Source organism: Ottowia thiooxydans, assembly GCF_040548795.1.
Lineage (GTDB): Bacteria > Pseudomonadota > Gammaproteobacteria > Burkholderiales > Burkholderiaceae_C > Ottowia > Ottowia thiooxydans_A.
Map to the genome: position 1 here is coordinate 781,229 of NZ_JBEPSH010000001.1, position 16,387 is coordinate 797,615.

The window sequence follows — 16,387 nt, forward strand, 5'->3', positions numbered from 1 at the left end:
CAGGCTTCGTCCTTGGTAAGCTTGTAATCCTTACTTACTGAAACAACCGAAAGGAATCTCTCATGAAACAAACTCTTGCCCTGACGCTCATTGTTGCTGCTGCGGCTCTGGCCGGTTGCAATACATGGAACGCTGCTAAACAAGACGCCAAGGAAGTGGGAGGCACAGTCACCAACGCCGTAGGCACCGGCTTGGACAAGGCCGGCGACGGCCTGAACACCGCTGGTGAAAAAGTCAAAGGCGTTGCCAAATAAGCGCTCCTTGTTCCCTGGATGGCGTCAGCCTTCAACCAATCCCCCCAACTTATCCTGCCGCAGTTGATCGCCAGGTAATACATGGGGAGTTGGCAGGACGACGCGTCTCGTTCAAGCGCTTACCTGACTGTCGACCTTTCAAGCATTTTTTAAACTTCTTAACGATTGCCACCGTGGATAAATTCACCGTACACAAAGGCCTGGTCGCCCCGATGGACCGCGAGAACGTCGATACCGACGCGATCATTCCAAAGCAGTTTCTCAAATCGATCAAGAAAACCGGCTTCGGCCCTAATCTTTTCGACGAATGGCGCTATCTGGACAAGGGCGAACCCGGCCAGGATCCAACCCAGCGCAAACCCAACCCGGACTTCGTGCTGAATCAGCCGCGTTACCAAGGCGCAAGCATTCTCCTGGCCCGCAAGAATTTTGGCTGCGGCTCAAGCCGCGAGCATGCGCCCTGGGCTTTGGAGCAATACGGATTTCGCAGCGTCATAGCACCCAGTTTTGCTGATATCTTCTTCAACAACTGCTTCAAAAACGGCGTGCTTCCCATCGTGCTGCCGGAAGCCACCGTTGCCAGACTGTTCGACGAGCTCAAAGTATTCCCCGGCTATGAACTCACCATCGACCTGGAACGCCAGGTGATTGTCAAACCCGATGGAAGCGAACTGGCCTTCGATGTGCAGCCTTTCAGAAAATATTGTTTGCTGAACGGCCTGGACGACATTGGGCTCACCTTGCGCCAAGCGGACAAAATCAAGGCATTTGAGACTGAGCGCCTGGCAACCAAGCCTTGGCTGGCTAAAACAGCGGCCGCCTACTGAAACGCGATGACGTTCGCAAGTCCTGACTTCAAAATCTAATATGAAAATCGCAGTTCTTCCTGGTGACGGCATTGGCACTGAAATTGTTGCCGAGGCAGTAAAAGTCCTCAATTCGCTTGATCTTCAATTCGAAATGGAAGAGGCGCCAGTAGGTGGTGCCGCCTACGACGCGCACGGCCATCCTTTGCCGGACAGCACGCTCAAGTTGGCCCAGCAATCTGATGCCATCTTGTTCGGCGCCGTAGGTGATTGGAAATACGACAAGCTCGATCGCCCCTTGCGCCCCGAACAGGCTATCTTGGGTCTGCGTAAGCACCTGGGTCTTTTCGCCAATTTCCGCCCTGCGATCTGCTATGAGCAGCTCACACATGCCAGTAGCCTGAAGCCCGAGCTGGTGGCCGGTCTGGATATTCTGATCATCCGCGAGTTGACTGGCGACATTTACTTTGGTCAGCCCCGTGGACGACGCGTCGCGCCTGATGGCCATTTCCCTGGTGCCGAAGAAGCCTTTGACACCATGCGCTACTCACGTCCGGAAGTCGAACGCATCGCCCGGGTGGCTTTTGAAGCCGCGCGCAAACGCAGCAAGCGCCTGACCAGCGTTGATAAAGCCAACGTTCTGGAAACCTTCCAGCTGTGGAAAGACGTGGTTACTGATGTCCATAAGGACTACCCAGACGTGGCGCTCGATCACATGTATGTCGACAACGCTGCCATGCAGCTGGTCAAGGAGCCCAAGCGTTTTGACGTCGTCGTGACCGGCAATATGTTCGGCGATATCTTGAGCGACGAGGCTTCAATGCTCACCGGCTCCATCGGCATGCTGCCTTCGGCAAGTCTGAACGACAAGAAGCAAGGGCTCTACGAACCCAGCCATGGCAGCGCACCCGACATCGCTGGCAAAGGTGTAGCCAACCCCTTGGCCACCATTCTCAGCGCGGCGATGATGCTGCGTTTTTCGCTCAACAAGCCAGAGGCGGCGGATCGTATCGAAAGCGCTGTCAAAAAGGTGTTGGCGCAGGGCCTGCGTACGCCAGACATCTACAGCGAAGGTACGACCAAGGTCGGCACCCGCGAAATGGGCGAAGCGGTCGTCAAGGCTTTGGGCTGAGATAACCGTTTGCGCCCATTGCGTTACCTGCGCAGTCGGCCCCCCCTCCTCTGCACCCCAGGGCTACCGTGGAGAGCGAGGGGTGAATTGGCAAGACCACCTCTCCCAAGGTCTTGCTTGGTGTTCTGTCCTACAGACAGTTGCATGTGTTAGCGCCTATGCTGAGATGGAGGCCGCAAGGCTGGATTGAAACATCTCAGAGAGACGCTGCCATGTCCGACTATTCCCCCAAAATAGCCCTTTCCGCAATCCCTGCGCCCTCCGCTGAAATCATTGCCAAAGTGCTTTGGAAAAGCGCGATCAGCTTCGGTTTGGCGCCGACATATGATGTGGAGCGCGCCTGCGAGCCCGTGGCTGGCCAGCATGTGAGATGGATTGAACGCTCCATCCACCCGCATTTGAATTCCTGCGCAGCACGGTAAAAAGACATGGCCGCTGTACTTCCCACCCCGCCCAGGGTCCTGCTTTTTGACGTGTTCGGCACGGTAGTCGACTGGCATGGGTCCATCGTCGCTGAGATGGCTCATCTCTACCCTGAAGTAGACGGCGACGCGTTTGCAGTCGCTTGGCGAGAAGGTTATCGTCCGGCTATGGCACGGGTCACGTCCGGCGAGCTGGGCTGGACCAAAGTGGATGATCTGCACAGAATGATCCTCGACGACATCCTTCCCCGATTCGGCCTGGAAAGTATGCCGAGCACAGAGCGCCGGGAACTCAATCGCGTGTGGCATCGCCTGGCTCCATGGCCAGATGCCATAGAAGGCTTGTCGCTGCTGAAACGACGGCACACGATCTGCACGCTGTCCAACGGCAACATAGGCCTGCTGACAAACATGGCCAAGCAAGCCGGCCTTCCCTGGGATTGCGTGCTTTCTGCCGAAGTGTTCCGAGCCTATAAGCCTGACCCCGTGGTGTACCGCGGTGCCGCTGAGGTGTTCGATCTGGCGCCGTCCGACGTCATGCTGGTGGCTGCCCACCAGGATGATCTGGCCGCCGCTCGCGCTTGCGGTTTGCAGACCGCTTATATAGAAAGGCCGCTGGAATTCGGTTCTCGCCGCCCCAAGGCTGTCTCACCCGATCCAGCCAACACGCTGCACGCAAGCGACCTTATGGACCTGGCCAATCAACTGCAATAACTGAAATCTTTTTTCTACATCTCAGAACACACCCGTCGTACCGAAGAGACATTTCCCCCTGCGCCTGACGGGAATTGATTGATTGGCCTTCGGCGAACAAGGCATGCTCCACTAAAATTAGCGCACTATGAACGCGTGCGATCGCCTTGATCCCCTCGCTTCGGTTTCAACACCGAAGGCGAACGCTGTCATTGTCTCGCTCATCTCCTCCATTACCACGATCACCAAAAAGGGCTGACCTCAGTCCCGGTTCGTCGTGCGCCCACCCTCCCGGAGCCAGACGATCCGGGGAGGTCAGACAGATTAACTTTGTTTGAAAGGCGCGAAAGAAAATGAAAATCGGAAACACGGTTGGCCTCGTAGGCTGGCGCGGCATGGTCGGCTCGGTCCTCATGGACCGCATGCAGGCCGAAAAAGACTTCGAACTGATCGAGCCAGTTTTTTTCTCTACCAGCAATGCCGGCGGCCCCGCGCCTGCTCTGGCGCGGAATGAGAAAACGCTTAAGGATGCGCACGATATCGACGCGCTGAAAAAGTGCGACATCATCATTACCTGCCAGGGTGGTGATTACACCTCTGAAGTGTTTCCGAAGTTGCGTGCGGCCGGCTGGAAAGGCCACTGGATCGACGCGGCGAGTACGCTGCGCATGAACGACGACGCGGTGATTGTTCTCGACCCAGTGAACATGCCGGTCATCAAGAATGCACTGAGCAAGGGCGGCAACAACTGGGTGGGCGGCAACTGTACAGTCAGTTGCATGCTGATGGGCGTAGGCGCACTCTACAAAGCGGGGCTGGTGGAATGGATGAGTACCCAGACCTACCAGGCTGCTAGCGGCGGCGGTGCACAGCACATGCGCGAACTGCTGACTCAATACGGCACTCTCTATGCCGAAGTGAAGCCGCTATTGGATGATCCCAAGAGCGCCATCCTTGAAATCGATCGCAAGGTCATCGGCCGCCAACGTGGCCTCAGCCAGGACGAGACAGCCAACTTCATCGTACCCCTTGGCGGCTCCCTGATTCCTTGGATCGACAAGGATCTGGGTGATGGCTACTCACGCGAAGAATGGAAAGGCATGGCCGAAACCAACAAGATCATGGGTCTTGGTGAAGGTTTTGGTACAGCGGCCATTCCAGTCGATGGATTCTGCGTGCGCGTCGGTGCCATGCGTTGCCACAGTCAGGCTTTGACCTTCAAGCTGAAAAAAGACGTGCCAGTGGCCGATATAGAAGCCATGCTTGCAGCAGACAACGAGTGGGTCAAGGTGGTGCCCAACAACAAGGAGGCCACCCTGGCAGACCTCACGCCAGTGGCCGTCACCGGCACCATGACCATTCCTGTGGGCAGGATCCGCAAATTGGCCATGGGCCCCGAATACGTGGGCGCCTTCACAATTGGGGATCAACTGCTTTGGGGTGCTGCGGAACCCTTGCGCCGTATGCTGCGCATTTTGCTGGATGCCTGATTCGTGACTGAGCTGCAGGGCAAACGCTCTGACGCTCTGACATTCTGAATGTCAGGACCGCGCGCTCCTGACCCGGATTCGGGTTCATTGTTTAGTAGCGCATCGAGCCTGGCTCGTTGCGCCACGACAACATCATGCCTCCTGATGATGCCGCCACTGCAGAGCGACGCCGCTTGCTCCAGGAGAGTCCACGGTTGGCTATATCATTGGCACCATTACCAACCGGGAGTTGACTTAGGTGAATTTTCTGCCGACAACCTCGAATTTCAGGCTGCCCATTAGCTTGTCAGCCTAATTCGTTGATGTTAATGTTGATTTCCGTATCTCCTTGCGGTAGGCCCAGCCTGTCTAATGATCTATGAAGAAAAAGTCCAACGCTGCTCAACGGGGGTCGGATATTGCCAGCAATAGGTTCCCTGTCTGGAAGAAGGCAACCCTTGCTTCAGCGGTCGCATTGACTACGTTGGGCATCAGTCTGGATGCCCAAGCACTGGCCCTAGGCGCCATTACCGTACGCTCCTCTCTCGGAGAGCCTTTGCGTGCCGAGATTGAAGTGCCACAAATCTCTTCCGAAGAGGCCTCGTCCTTTCAGGCTCGGATCGCTTCCCAGCAAGCCTTCCGCTCTGTGGGCGTGGACTACACAGCAGCACTGACAGGCGCTCGTTTGAGCCTCGAGCGGCGAGCAAACGGGCAAGCCTATTTAAGATTGACTGGCGAACGCCCTATCAATGAGCCCTTCCTGGGGATCGTCATAGAAGCCAACTGGGCCAACGGCCGCATGGTGCGCGACTACACGATGCTGGTCGATCCGCCATCGCGCCCTCAGGCAGCCGCCCCAGTGACACCCGTTCCAGCGCCTCAGACGCAGTCGCCTGCTGGCCCGCAGGTCTTGCAGGCGCCGCCTCCGGCACCAGGCACACGCCCCTCAGTGGCAGAACAAACGACACCTGGCACGGCATCTGCCGCACGTGCCGCACAACGTGCAAGAGCCGCCGAAGCGGTGCAAGCCCGCAACTCCGCAGCCGGAGGGGGTGGGCAAGTGACGGTTCGGCGTGGCGACACGGCCTACGGACTAGCGTCTGCCAACCTGCCTGCTGGGGTTTCTCTGGATCAAATGCTCATGGCCATGCTGCGAGCCAATCCGGGAGCATTCATACGGGGCAACGTGAACTATATGAAGGCTGGCGTTGTCCTGGATATGCCCAATGCGGAGCAGGCGTCCTCGATACCCCGTTCAGAAGCACGCCAGGCCGTAGTGGCGCAAAGCCGAGATTTCCGCGAATTCCGCCGTGGCTTGGCCCAAAGCGCCCCCGCCGCTCAAGTCGAGGCGGCAGGCAGAAGCGCTTCTGGCCGCGTTTCAGCGAGCGTCCGTGACGGCGCACCTGCTCCGGCCACACCGGATCGGTTGACTATCTCCAAGGGGGCAGCAGGCGCTGCGTCTTCTCCGGGCGCAGCCGAAACTGGCGCCGCACGTACTCGACAAGCTCAAGAGCAAGCAGATCGCATTGCAGAACTGAACCGGAACATTGCCGAGTTGTCACGTCTGCAAGGCACTGCAGTACCCGCTCCAGCACCAAGCACAGCCCCTGCGACAGCAGCAACTCCTGCAGCACCCACAACGCCCTCCGCCGGTGGCACAGCACAGGCCCCGTCGATCAACGTGCCTGTCGGCGCATCACCTGCGGCTAGCGCGGCTGCTACAAGTGCAGCAACCACTGCTGCAGCAGCGGCGGCATCAACCACAGCGGCCAACGCAAGCATCCAAGCGGCGTCCTCGGCGGAAGCGGCTGCCGTAACTGCGAGCACAGCAGCCGCCGCCACGGCTGCGGCCGCAGCGAGCAGTGCGCCGAAACCTGCACCCAAACCGCCTGCACCGAGGCCTGCGCCCCCACTGGTAGAAGAGCCTTCTCTTCTTGATTCCCTCACAGAAAATCCAATGCTCCCACTGGCAGGCGGCGGGTTGTTGGCTCTGCTGCTGGGATACGGCCTTTATCGCTCACGCCGTAAAAAAGAAGCAGATGGCCAATTTGACAGCACACTGACCGAAAGCCGCCCACAAGGCGACTCATTCTTTGGATCGAGCGGTGGCAGGCGTGTAGATACGACCAACCGCACCTCGCACATGGGCAATCAGTCGTCCATGATTTACTCGCCAAGTCAGATCGACGCGGCTGGTGATGTGGATCCAGTGGCCGAAGCCGACGTGTATCTGGCCTATGGCCGTGACATGCAGGCAGAAGAAATTCTGAAAGAAGCCCTGCGCGTCAACCCTACGCGTTTGTCCATTCACCGCAAGCTGGCAGAAATCTACCTGAAGCGCCGCGATGCACGCGCGCTCGAGGCCATTGCGACCGAAGCGCATGCGATCTCTGGCGGAACCGGTGGCGATTGGGCCTACATCCGCGGACTTGGCTCACAGATCGACGCGGATAATCCGCTGTACGCCTCCGAGTCCAACCTATTGGCTGCGGACGATGCTGAAATTCCCCGCCGCGCATTCGGCACCGACACCGGCCCCATGCCTACCCGGCTGATCGACGAAAAAAGCGGCTTACCCAGCAGCTTCTCAGCTCTGGACCTGGATCTGGAAAGCGCTCCGGTCAAGGCCAATGACGCCCAACCTGCCAAGACAAGCAGCGCTCGCAGTGTCCCGCCAGAAGCCCCACCAGCCATGGGCACGACTGCTGCTGTCACCGGTGCTGCTGCTGCGGCAGCGGCTGTTGCAGCAGCGGCACCGAAGCAGCCTGATTCGAAATCGGCTGACCTGCTGGTCTCGCCGATTTCCGTCATGCCGCCTCTGGATTTCGATCTGGATCTTGACATTGCCGCTGCAGCAGAATTCGCAAGCTCCGAACCCATGACGCTCGATACGCCCAAGGCCTATCCAACGCCATCCTCCCTTTCGGTCCCGCCTCCGCCTGCTCCTGTCGACACTGGAAATTCCGGCATGATCGAGTTCGATCTGGAGGCCCTTTCCATGGATCCAGAATCCCGCTCGCCTGGAGAGCCAAGCACGGAGCAACCTGATTCTGCGGACGATCTGGATGACAACCCCTTGAGCACCAAAATGGCGCTCGCTCAAGAGTTCCATGCCATTGGTGACACCGAAGGCGCACGCAGCCTCATCAAGGAGGTCGTCGCCGAAGCGTCTGGACCACTCAAGGCACGTGCCGAGCGCTTCCTGAATGAATTGAGTTGACCACATGAGGCTTGCGCTCGGCCTCAGCTACGATGGCCGCGCCTACCAAGGTTGGCAAAGTCAGGCCACCGGACTCACAGTTCAGGACAAGCTTGAAACGGCCTTGACCGCTTTTGCGAACCGTCCGGTATCTACGCTTTGCGCGGGCCGTACGGACGCAGGTGTTCATGGCCTCATGCAGGTGGTGCATTTCGACATCGATCTCGTGCGGGACTTGTCATCTTGGGTGCGTGGGACCAACCGGTACCTGCCCTCCAACATTGCGGTGCAGTGGGCCAAAGAGGTCACGCTGGAGTTTCACTCCCGCGCAAGCGCCCTCGCCCGCCGCTACGCGTACATACTGCTTGAGTCACCCGTGCGGCCCAGTATTGATGCGGGGCGCGTGGGGTGGGTATTCCGTCCACTGGAAGAGCAGGCCATGCGTCAGGCCGCAGACCATTTGATGGGCGAACACGACTTCAGCTCATTCAGAGCCTCGGCGTGCCAGGCACTCTCTCCAGTGAAAACCATCAAGCGCATCCACATTGCCCGACGAGGAGCCTACTGGCGTTTTGATTTCGAAGCCAATGCCTTTTTGCACCACATGATCCGCAACATCATGGGCTGCCTGATTGCAGTGGGCCAAGGTGCACAATCCCCAGACTGGATGCGCGAAGTATTACTGGCGCGCAACCGGAAAGTGGCGGCCCCGACGTTCTCGCCTGACGGACTGTATTTCCTTGGGCCACTGTACGATCAGAAGTGGGGACTACCGGAGCACACACCCGCGTATGATTGGTTGCCATTATGAGTAGAACACGCATCAAGATCTGCGGCCTGACTCGCGAAGAGGACGTGGATGCGGCCGTGGCTGCAGGCGTAGATGCCATAGGATTTGTCCGCTATGCCAAAAGCCCTCGTCATGTCAGTGCTGAGCGTGCGGCGGAGTTGGTTCGCAGGTTGCCACCGTTCTTGAGCTCGGTCCTGCTCTACGTGAATGCCGCTGAAGAGCAAATAGCTTCAGATTGCGCACTCATTGCGCCCACTTTGCTTCAATTTCATGGAGACGAAACGCCCATCCAATGCGAGAGCATTGCCAAAGCGTGCACCAGGCCATGGATTCGCGCAGCCCGGATTCCACTCGGTTCCGCGGCGCAATTCGACTTGATAGAATTCACCCAGGATTTTCATCACGCCCAAGCCATATTGCTCGACGCTGAAGTCGAGGGTTATGGCGGCGGCGGTAAGGCATTTCAGTGGTCACTTCTACCACCAAGCGTCAATGCTCACCTCGTCTTGTCTGGTGGACTCACACCTGCAAACGTGGGAGAAGGAGTGCGCGCACTTCGCACTCGGGGGTTTTCGCTCGGCGTTGACGTGAGTTCTGGCGTCGAAGCCGACGGTCCCGACGGCAAGCCGCTCAAAGGCATCAAAAACGCAGACAAAATTCTTCAATTTGTCGAAGCCGTAAGAGCCGCTGACGCCCGTGAAGACTGACCAACGCCTGAATTGTGGCGCTCATTGACCTGTGACGCAGTCCTGGTTGCCGTCAGTAACTACCAATCTGGAACATCCGCCTGCTCCGGCGCGATTTTCGCCATCCATTAGAAAATAGGCTGCCCATCCCATGTCCTCCTATCAACAACCCGATGCCTCCGGACATTTTGGTCCTTATGGCGGAAGCTTCGTCAGTGAAACGCTGACCTTCGCAATCAACGAACTGCGACAAGCGTATGCCAAATTTCAGAACGATCCCGAATTTTTAGCTGAATTCCACTACGAGCTGGCTCATTACGTGGGCCGTCCTTCGCCTGTGTACCACGCAGCACGCACCAGCCGTGAACTTGGGGGCGCGCAGATTTACTTGAAGCGCGAGGATCTCAACCATACGGGCGCTCACAAGATCAATAACGTAATCGGTCAAGCCATGTTGGCCAAGCGTATGGGCAAGCCGCGCATCATTGCAGAAACCGGCGCCGGCCAACATGGCGTTGCCACGGCGACCATTTGCGCGCGCTACGGGCTGGAATGCGTGGTCTACATGGGTAGCGAAGACGTCAAGCGCCAGAGCCCCAATGTCTACCGGATGAAGCTGCTCGGTGCCACTGTGGTGCCTGTGGAATCTGGCAGCAAGACGCTCAAAGATGCTCTGAATGAAGCCATGCGCGACTGGGTGGCCAACGTAGACAACACTTTCTACATCATCGGCACAGTGGCTGGTCCGCACCCCTACCCCGCCATGGTACGGGACTTCCAGAGCGTCATTGGGCAGGAGTGCCTGACCCAAATGCCCGAGATGCTGGCCGCCCAAAACATTGCCGCCGAGCAACCTGATGCCGTGATTGCCTGTGTGGGTGGCGGCAGCAATGCCATGGGCATCTTCTACCCCTACATTCCGCACGAAAATACGCGCCTCATCGGCGTAGAGGCTGCTGGAGAGGGCCTGGAAAGTGGCAAACACTCTGCCAGCCTCCAAAAAGGCTCCAGCGGCGTCCTGCATGGCAACCGAACCTACATACTGCAGGACGACAACGGCCAGATCACCGAGACGCACAGTGTCAGTGCCGGACTGGATTACCCCGGGGTTGGCCCTGAACACGCATGGCTGAAAGACATTGGCCGCGCTGAGTACGTAGGAGCGACCGACGCTGAAGCATTGGCCGCTTTTCACCACTTGTGCCGAACTGAAGGCATCATCCCCGCGCTGGAATCCAGCCATGCATTTGCCTACGCCATGAAACTCGCCAGCACCATGCGCCCGAACCAATCGATCCTGGTCAACCTCTCAGGACGCGGCGACAAGGATATAGGCACCGTAGCCGACCTTGATGGGGCGGAGTTCTATGACCGCCCTTCCATGCGCGGCCATGTCGTCAAGGGTATACCTGCGTCCAGAGGAGCCAAGTCATGAGCCGCATCGCCGCGACCTTCGAAAAGCTTCAAAAGGAAAACCGCAAGGCCTTGATCCCTTATGTGACGGCTGGTTTTCCTTACCTCGACATTACGCCTGCATTGATGCATGGCATGGTGGCCGCAGGCGCCAACGTGATCGAGCTCGGCGTCCCGTTCTCGGACCCGAGTGCAGACGGACCGGTAATCCAGAAGGCCGGAGACCGCGCGCTGTCATTAGGCGTCGGCCTCAAGCAGGTTCTTGCCATGGTCAAGGTATTCCGGGAAAAGGATGCTCTGACCCCAGTGGTCCTGATGGGCTACGCCAATCCGATTGAGCGCTATGACCAGAAGCACGGTGCGGACGCATTCATTCGCGATGCCGCTGCCTCGGGTGTCGACGGTGTTCTGGTCGTCGACTATCCACCTGAGGAGTGCGAAGCCTTCGCGCTCAAGCTCAGAGAGAACGGCATTGACCTTATCTTCCTGCTGGCCCCCACTTCGACCGAGCAACGCATGAAAGAGGTTGCTCAAGTGGCCAGTGGCTATGTCTATTACGTATCGCTCAAGGGCGTGACGGGGTCAGGCACGCTGAATACGGCAGAAGTCGAGAACATGCTGCCCCGTATTCGCCAGCACGTCCACGTGCCAGTGGGTGTGGGATTTGGAATTCGGGATGCCGAGACAGCCCGCGCCATCGGACGCATTGCGGACGCAGTCGTCATTGGCAGTCGCTTGATTCAGCTTATCGAAGATCAACCACACGAACGCGTGATTGCGGTGGCGGCTGATTTCATGCGCAGCATCCGTACTGCGCTGGACGCCTGATAATCCTCCTATTGTTCAAGAGGCTTGCGGACTTGCCAATCGCCTGTTGCGAATCCCCTGTGGCGCATGAAGGCCAGCGATCGGTATGCCGGCCTCTTAGGCCTGCGAATACAATGAAACCGTCTTGGCTGGAGCCCGTTTTCGCTATCGGCGCTCCAAGTCCGACAACCTCCAAGGAATTTCCATGAGTTGGCTCGAAAAGCTTCTTCCTCCCAAAATTCAGAAATCTGACGTGGCCGAGCGGCGGCAAATGCCTGAAGGCCTTTGGATCAAGTGCCCTCAGTGCGAAACCGTCCTGTACAAGACGGATCTGGAGCAAAACCAGAACGTCTGCCCACACTGCAGTCACCATCATCGCCTGGGTGGGCGCGAGCGCCTGAACGTCTTTCTCGACAATGAAGGACGCTATGAGATCGGCCAGGAGGTGGTGCCGGTCGATGCGCTCAAGTTCAAGGACAGCCGGAAGTACCCGGAGCGAATCAAAGAGGCAATGGAAAACACCGGTGAAACCGACGCCCTGGTGGTCATGGGTGGTGCTGTGCTATCGGTTAACGTCGTGGCAGCCGCCTTTGAGTTCGACTTCATGGGCGGGTCCATGGGCTCGGTAGTTGGTGAGCGCTTTGTGCGCGGTGTTGAAACCGCCATTGAACAGAAAGTGCCCTTCATCTGCTTTACGGCCACTGGTGGCGCCCGTATGCAGGAGGGCCTGCTGTCCCTGATGCAGATGGCCAAGACCAATGCAGCCTTGACGCGCTTGGCCAAGAAGGGCCTGCCCTACATCAGCGTACTCACCGACCCCACGATGGGTGGCGTGTCCGCAGGGTTTGCTTTTGTGGGCGACGTGGTGATCGCAGAGCCCAAGGCGTTGATCGGCTTTGCAGGTCCCCGTGTCATCGAAAGCACAGTGCGCGTCACGCTGCCTGAGGGCTTCCAGCGTGCAGAATTCCTGCAAACCAAAGGCGCAATCGACTTTATTTGCGATCGACGCGAACTGCGCGAAAAAGTAGCCAAACTGCTGGCCATGCTGCAGCGCCAGCCTGCGGACTCAGTGAGCTGATAAACGGCCGGTCTGCCGCTCAAAAATGGCACGCCAAGTGCCACGCGGCAAAACGTTGACCACTTGAGTAAATGCCCTGCCATGCGCAGGGCCCGTTCCTCTCCTCCCGGGCTCACTTCAAAGGCTACGGCGCATTTTGTGCTGAGCGGAACGCCAATGCGCGTCGTCCAAGGCCGCCTATACACGCCCTAGGCGCCAATCAATACCCGCCAAGCACTACCCGCCAAGCACTACCCGCCAAGCACCGCTCCACCCAGCAAGCGCGCTTGGGCAGCCCCGAGCATGATGCTTGCGATCTGAAGCAACACGAGCAGCGCCAGTGGAGACAGATCGATTCCCCCAATAGGCGGGATAACGCGGCGCAAAGGTGCAAGCAGAGGTTCACTCAGGCGTTCAAACACATCCCCCATGGCGTTTCGGTTCTGCACCCAGGACATGATGACGGAAACAAGAACCACCGCCGTAGCCACGGAGATGGCGAGTTTGACAATGCCGAGCAGCGCCAGTACTGGCAAGACCGCCCAACCGTGACCACCCAGAAAAAGCATCATGACTGCGAATTGCAGCATCTTGATTAACCAGGCGCCAAGTAGGCTGGACGCATCGACAGAACCGCGCGGTGGTATCACCCGCCTCAGGGGCAGGACCAGCCAGTCGGTGAGTGCCAGGACAAATCTTCCGACCGGATTCACCATGGACATACGGCGCCACCCCATGTAGAGGCGAAGCAGGCAAGCTCCGCCCACCAAGGTCGCGGCAACTTCAAGCAGAAATGAAACGATTTGGTAGAGCATTGGCTGCCGACAGATCGGCCTGTGGATTCATATGCGTGCGATCATAGCGATACCTATGGCTGACGAACCACTTACCCTCACTCGACTGCCGTTATTTCCGCTGGGCACCGTGCTGTTTCCAGGCGGAGAACTGCCTCTGCGTATTTTTGAAGTGCGCTATCTTGATCTGATTGAAAAATGCTATCAAGCTGGCGCGCCCTTTGGCGTAGTCAACCTACGCCAGGGTCATGAGGTTCTGGTGGCGGGTGCGCCCGAAGAGCAGTTGCACTCGGAAGGTACGCTGGCTCATATTGTGACTCTGGAACGCCCCCAACCTGGCCTGTTCGTGATGCAGTGTGAGGGCAAGCAACGGTTTCGCACCGTTCGCAAGGAACGTCTCAAACATGGTCTCTGGGTCGCCGACGTGGTCTTGATCGAAGACGATCAGACCGTCAATATCCCGGACGATCTTTTCTTTACCGTCGATCTGTTGCGGCAGCTACGAACAACGCTTCGTGCAAATGGTGTGCTGACGACGGCGTCTGATCCCTCAGGTGCTTACGCAGACTGCGGCTGGGTTGCCAATCGTTGGTGCGAACTGCTGCCGCTACCGAACGAAACCAAGCAGCAGTTGATGGCGTTGGAAAATCCTCTCCTGCGGCTTGAACTGGTGGCTGATGTACTGAACCGCTCCAATATCGGGGGACAGACAGCAGGGCCCGACGTGCCTTGAGTTCAGGCGTTGAGTACTTGCCGCCCCGGGCTAGGTAACGCAGTCCCGCTGGAGCCGCTGGTGTCGTGAGTTGGTCAGCACAACACCCCGTTGCCCTTCATTCCCGATCATCGTCATCCCCGCGCACATGCCAAGACAGGCCACCGGGAGAATCTGCTTGGATCACTGCGCTTGAAGCACCCCTTCTCCTTTCGGTTTTCCCACCTGATATTCGGGAACAAACCGGTGGAGCAATCCACGCACTGAATCTCCAGAAGGCGAAACACCGAGGTCGAGGATCGCTGATTCGATCGCTGAAGGGCTTGCGATTTCCGAACCTCCCGCCTTGGCTACCCTGAGCTTGGGGTGCGGCGTGAGTTCGGTGGTTTCATCATCGGCGAGCAACTCTTCATACAGTTTCTCCCCAGGGCGCAAGCCTGTATACACAATGGGCACTTGAGTCTCTGACTTGCCGGAGAGCCGAATCAGCATGCGAGCCAATTCTGCGATCTTCACAGGCTCACCCATATCAAGCACGAAAATCTGACCTGAACTTCCCATCAGACCTGCTTGCAGTACCAATTGCGCAGCCTCAGGAATGGTCATGAAGTAGCGCACGATTTCAGGGTGGGTGACTGTGATCGGGCCGCCCTTCTCTATCTGGGAAGTAAACAACGGTACAACAGATCCACTGGAGCCCAGAACATTTCCAAATCGCACCGAGAGAAACTGCGTGCGAGGGAACTCGTCTGCCACGGCCTGAACCCCCAGTTCTGCCAGGCGTTTGCTGGCTCCCATGACACTGGTCGGATTGACGGCCTTGTCGGTGGAGACCAGAACAAAGCGTTGAGCGCCACAAAGGGCTGCAGCCTTTGCTGCATACAGCGTGCCGAGGACATTGGTGCGCAGAGCCTCTACTTCGTTGCTTTCCTCCATCAAAGGCACGTGCTTGTAAGCTGCCGCATGGAGCACCATGGTCGGTTGATATTGCCTGGCAATATCGGCTATGCGTTCGGACTCTCGTACGTTCACAGTCAGGAACACGCCGCGCAGATTAGGGAAACTGCGGCGCAGCTCCTGCTCGAGCTGGTAGATCGAAAATTCAGACTGGTCCACACAGACTAAACGCGTGGCACCAAAGCGCGCTACCTGGCGGCATAGCTCCGAGCCTATGGAGCCTGCAGCCCCCGTCACCAGCACGGTTTGTCCACCCACCAACGCCGATAGCCCCTGAGCATCGAGTTGAACCGGCGCTCGTCCCAACAAGTCCTCCAGCCGCACCTCCCGCGGCGCGACTGCGCCGGGACTCAACCATTCGTCCGCACTAGGCAGGGTGAGCAGCACCAATCCCGAGGCAGACCAACGCAGCAATACTTCGCGCCTCAGGGCCGCCCCTGGCGGGCTCGCGAGCAAGATCGTGCTGATATGCCCCGCTTGCGCGACCTTCGCCAGTTGTTCGACCGAGCCCAGCACGGGAATGCCTTGCAGCGTTCGACCAGTATCTTGAACGTTGGGGGACACCACGCCGCGAACTTGCCAGCCTGTCACGCCCTTCAGGGTGCGCAACGCCTGGTCCGCTTCTTCCAGAGTTCCCACCACGAGCAAGGGCTGTGCAGCAGATGTCCCAGCAGTGGGCGCGTGAACCAACTCCATCAGAGTGCGCCAGGTAGCCCTGGCTCCAGCCAGAAACACGAGCGCCAGGACTGCGCTGATAAGGAACACCGACCGGGGAAAGCCTTGTATGCGCAAGCCCAGGACAACGGCCATAGTCAAAAGAGCCCCTAACCCTACCCCGGCCGCCAGCCCCCGTAAATCGGCAAGACTCACATATCGCCACGATTGGCGAGGCACCCGCAACACTATCAAACCGCAGGCCATCCCCACCAGAGCAATCGGTGTGGTGATCAGAGCGTCATAGACATAGCGCGCAGGTAACCCCAGGTTAAAACGGAGCCAAAAAGCCATCCACCAGGCAAGTGCAATCAAGGCAAGGTCCGGCAGCCAGCTCTTGCTGACCAAGGAGTGCCGTAGTTCAGTCAGCATGGCGCGTATTTTCGCCATTTTTCAGCGAAGGGCCGCTCCCGAGCTGAAAAACACCCCCACGGGGGGCAGCGTTCCATGCGAAGCAGGTAAGCGTGGGGGCCTCATTTTTT

The 16,387-nt window shown here is 58.2% G+C and carries 14 protein-coding genes; 12 read left to right on the plus strand and 2 right to left on the minus strand.

Translation table 11 applies throughout. The features are described from left to right. The first annotated feature begins 62 nt into the window (after positions 1 to 62). From ABIE13_RS03565 to accD, 11 genes are all read left to right on the plus strand, one after another. On the plus strand, positions 63 to 254 hold the full coding sequence (locus ABIE13_RS03565) for a hypothetical protein (RefSeq protein ID WP_354441187.1): 192 nt from the start codon (positions 63 to 65) through the stop codon (positions 252 to 254). Between the two features lie 173 nt (positions 255 to 427). Continuing rightward, complete coding sequence (gene leuD, locus ABIE13_RS03570) at positions 428 to 1,081, plus strand: 3-isopropylmalate dehydratase small subunit (RefSeq protein WP_354441188.1); 654 nt, start codon at positions 428 to 430, stop codon at positions 1,079 to 1,081. Positions 1,082 to 1,121: 40 nt separating this feature from the next. After that, the gene (gene leuB / locus ABIE13_RS03575) at positions 1,122 to 2,192 is read left to right on the plus strand and encodes a 3-isopropylmalate dehydrogenase (RefSeq protein WP_354441189.1); all 1,071 of its coding nucleotides are present in this window, start codon (positions 1,122 to 1,124) and stop codon (positions 2,190 to 2,192) included. 428 nt (positions 2,193 to 2,620) lie between these two features. Beyond that, entirely contained in the window at positions 2,621 to 3,328 is a 708-nt protein-coding gene (locus ABIE13_RS03580; protein WP_354441190.1) for a haloacid dehalogenase type II, read from the plus strand. A gap of 338 nt (positions 3,329 to 3,666) precedes the next feature. Further along, entirely contained in the window at positions 3,667 to 4,797 is a 1,131-nt protein-coding gene (gene asd / locus ABIE13_RS03585) for an aspartate-semialdehyde dehydrogenase (protein ID WP_354441251.1), read from the plus strand. Between the two features lie 358 nt (positions 4,798 to 5,155). After that, positions 5,156 to 7,996 carry a FimV/HubP family polar landmark protein gene (locus ABIE13_RS03590; protein WP_354441192.1) on the plus strand — a complete coding sequence of 947 codons (2,841 nt, stop codon included), beginning with the start codon at positions 5,156 to 5,158 and terminating at the stop codon, positions 7,994 to 7,996. A gap of 4 nt (positions 7,997 to 8,000) precedes the next feature. Beyond that, positions 8,001 to 8,786 (plus strand): tRNA pseudouridine(38-40) synthase TruA, encoded by a 786-nt coding sequence (truA, locus tag ABIE13_RS03595; RefSeq protein ID WP_354441193.1) that lies wholly within the window; start codon positions 8,001 to 8,003, stop codon positions 8,784 to 8,786. Continuing rightward, a complete protein-coding gene (locus ABIE13_RS03600) occupies positions 8,783 to 9,472 on the plus strand; it encodes a phosphoribosylanthranilate isomerase (protein ID WP_354441195.1) in 690 nt (229 codons plus the stop codon). Before truA ends, ABIE13_RS03600 begins: the two co-directional genes overlap by 4 nt. Positions 9,473 to 9,602: 130 nt before the next feature. Next, positions 9,603 to 10,886, plus strand: a complete 1,284-nt coding sequence (gene trpB / locus ABIE13_RS03605) for a tryptophan synthase subunit beta (RefSeq protein ID WP_354441197.1) — start codon at positions 9,603 to 9,605, stop codon at positions 10,884 to 10,886. After that, positions 10,883 to 11,692 (plus strand): tryptophan synthase subunit alpha, encoded by an 810-nt coding sequence (gene trpA, locus ABIE13_RS03610; RefSeq protein WP_354441198.1) that lies wholly within the window; start codon positions 10,883 to 10,885, stop codon positions 11,690 to 11,692. Before trpB ends, trpA begins: the two co-directional genes overlap by 4 nt. Before the next feature lie 184 nt (positions 11,693 to 11,876). Then, positions 11,877 to 12,749 carry an acetyl-CoA carboxylase, carboxyltransferase subunit beta gene (gene accD, locus ABIE13_RS03615; protein ID WP_354441200.1) on the plus strand — a complete coding sequence of 291 codons (873 nt, stop codon included), beginning with the start codon at positions 11,877 to 11,879 and terminating at the stop codon, positions 12,747 to 12,749. Between the two features lie 230 nt (positions 12,750 to 12,979). On the opposite strand, the gene ABIE13_RS03620 is transcribed toward accD, so the two are convergent. Next, entirely contained in the window at positions 12,980 to 13,543 is a 564-nt protein-coding gene (locus tag ABIE13_RS03620) for a YggT family protein (protein WP_354441202.1), read from the minus strand. Positions 13,544 to 13,574: 31 nt separating this feature from the next. Between ABIE13_RS03620 and ABIE13_RS03625 the strand changes: the two genes are divergently transcribed. After that, positions 13,575 to 14,255 carry an LON peptidase substrate-binding domain-containing protein gene (locus ABIE13_RS03625; RefSeq protein WP_354441204.1) on the plus strand — a complete coding sequence of 227 codons (681 nt, stop codon included), beginning with the start codon at positions 13,575 to 13,577 and terminating at the stop codon, positions 14,253 to 14,255. A 162-nt stretch (positions 14,256 to 14,417) separates the two neighbouring features. Here the strand turns inward: ABIE13_RS03625 and ABIE13_RS03630 are convergent, their stop codons facing one another. After that, positions 14,418 to 16,277, minus strand: a complete 1,860-nt coding sequence (locus ABIE13_RS03630; protein ID WP_354441206.1) for a polysaccharide biosynthesis protein — start codon at positions 16,275 to 16,277, stop codon at positions 14,418 to 14,420. Between the last annotated feature and the right edge of the window lie 110 nt (positions 16,278 to 16,387).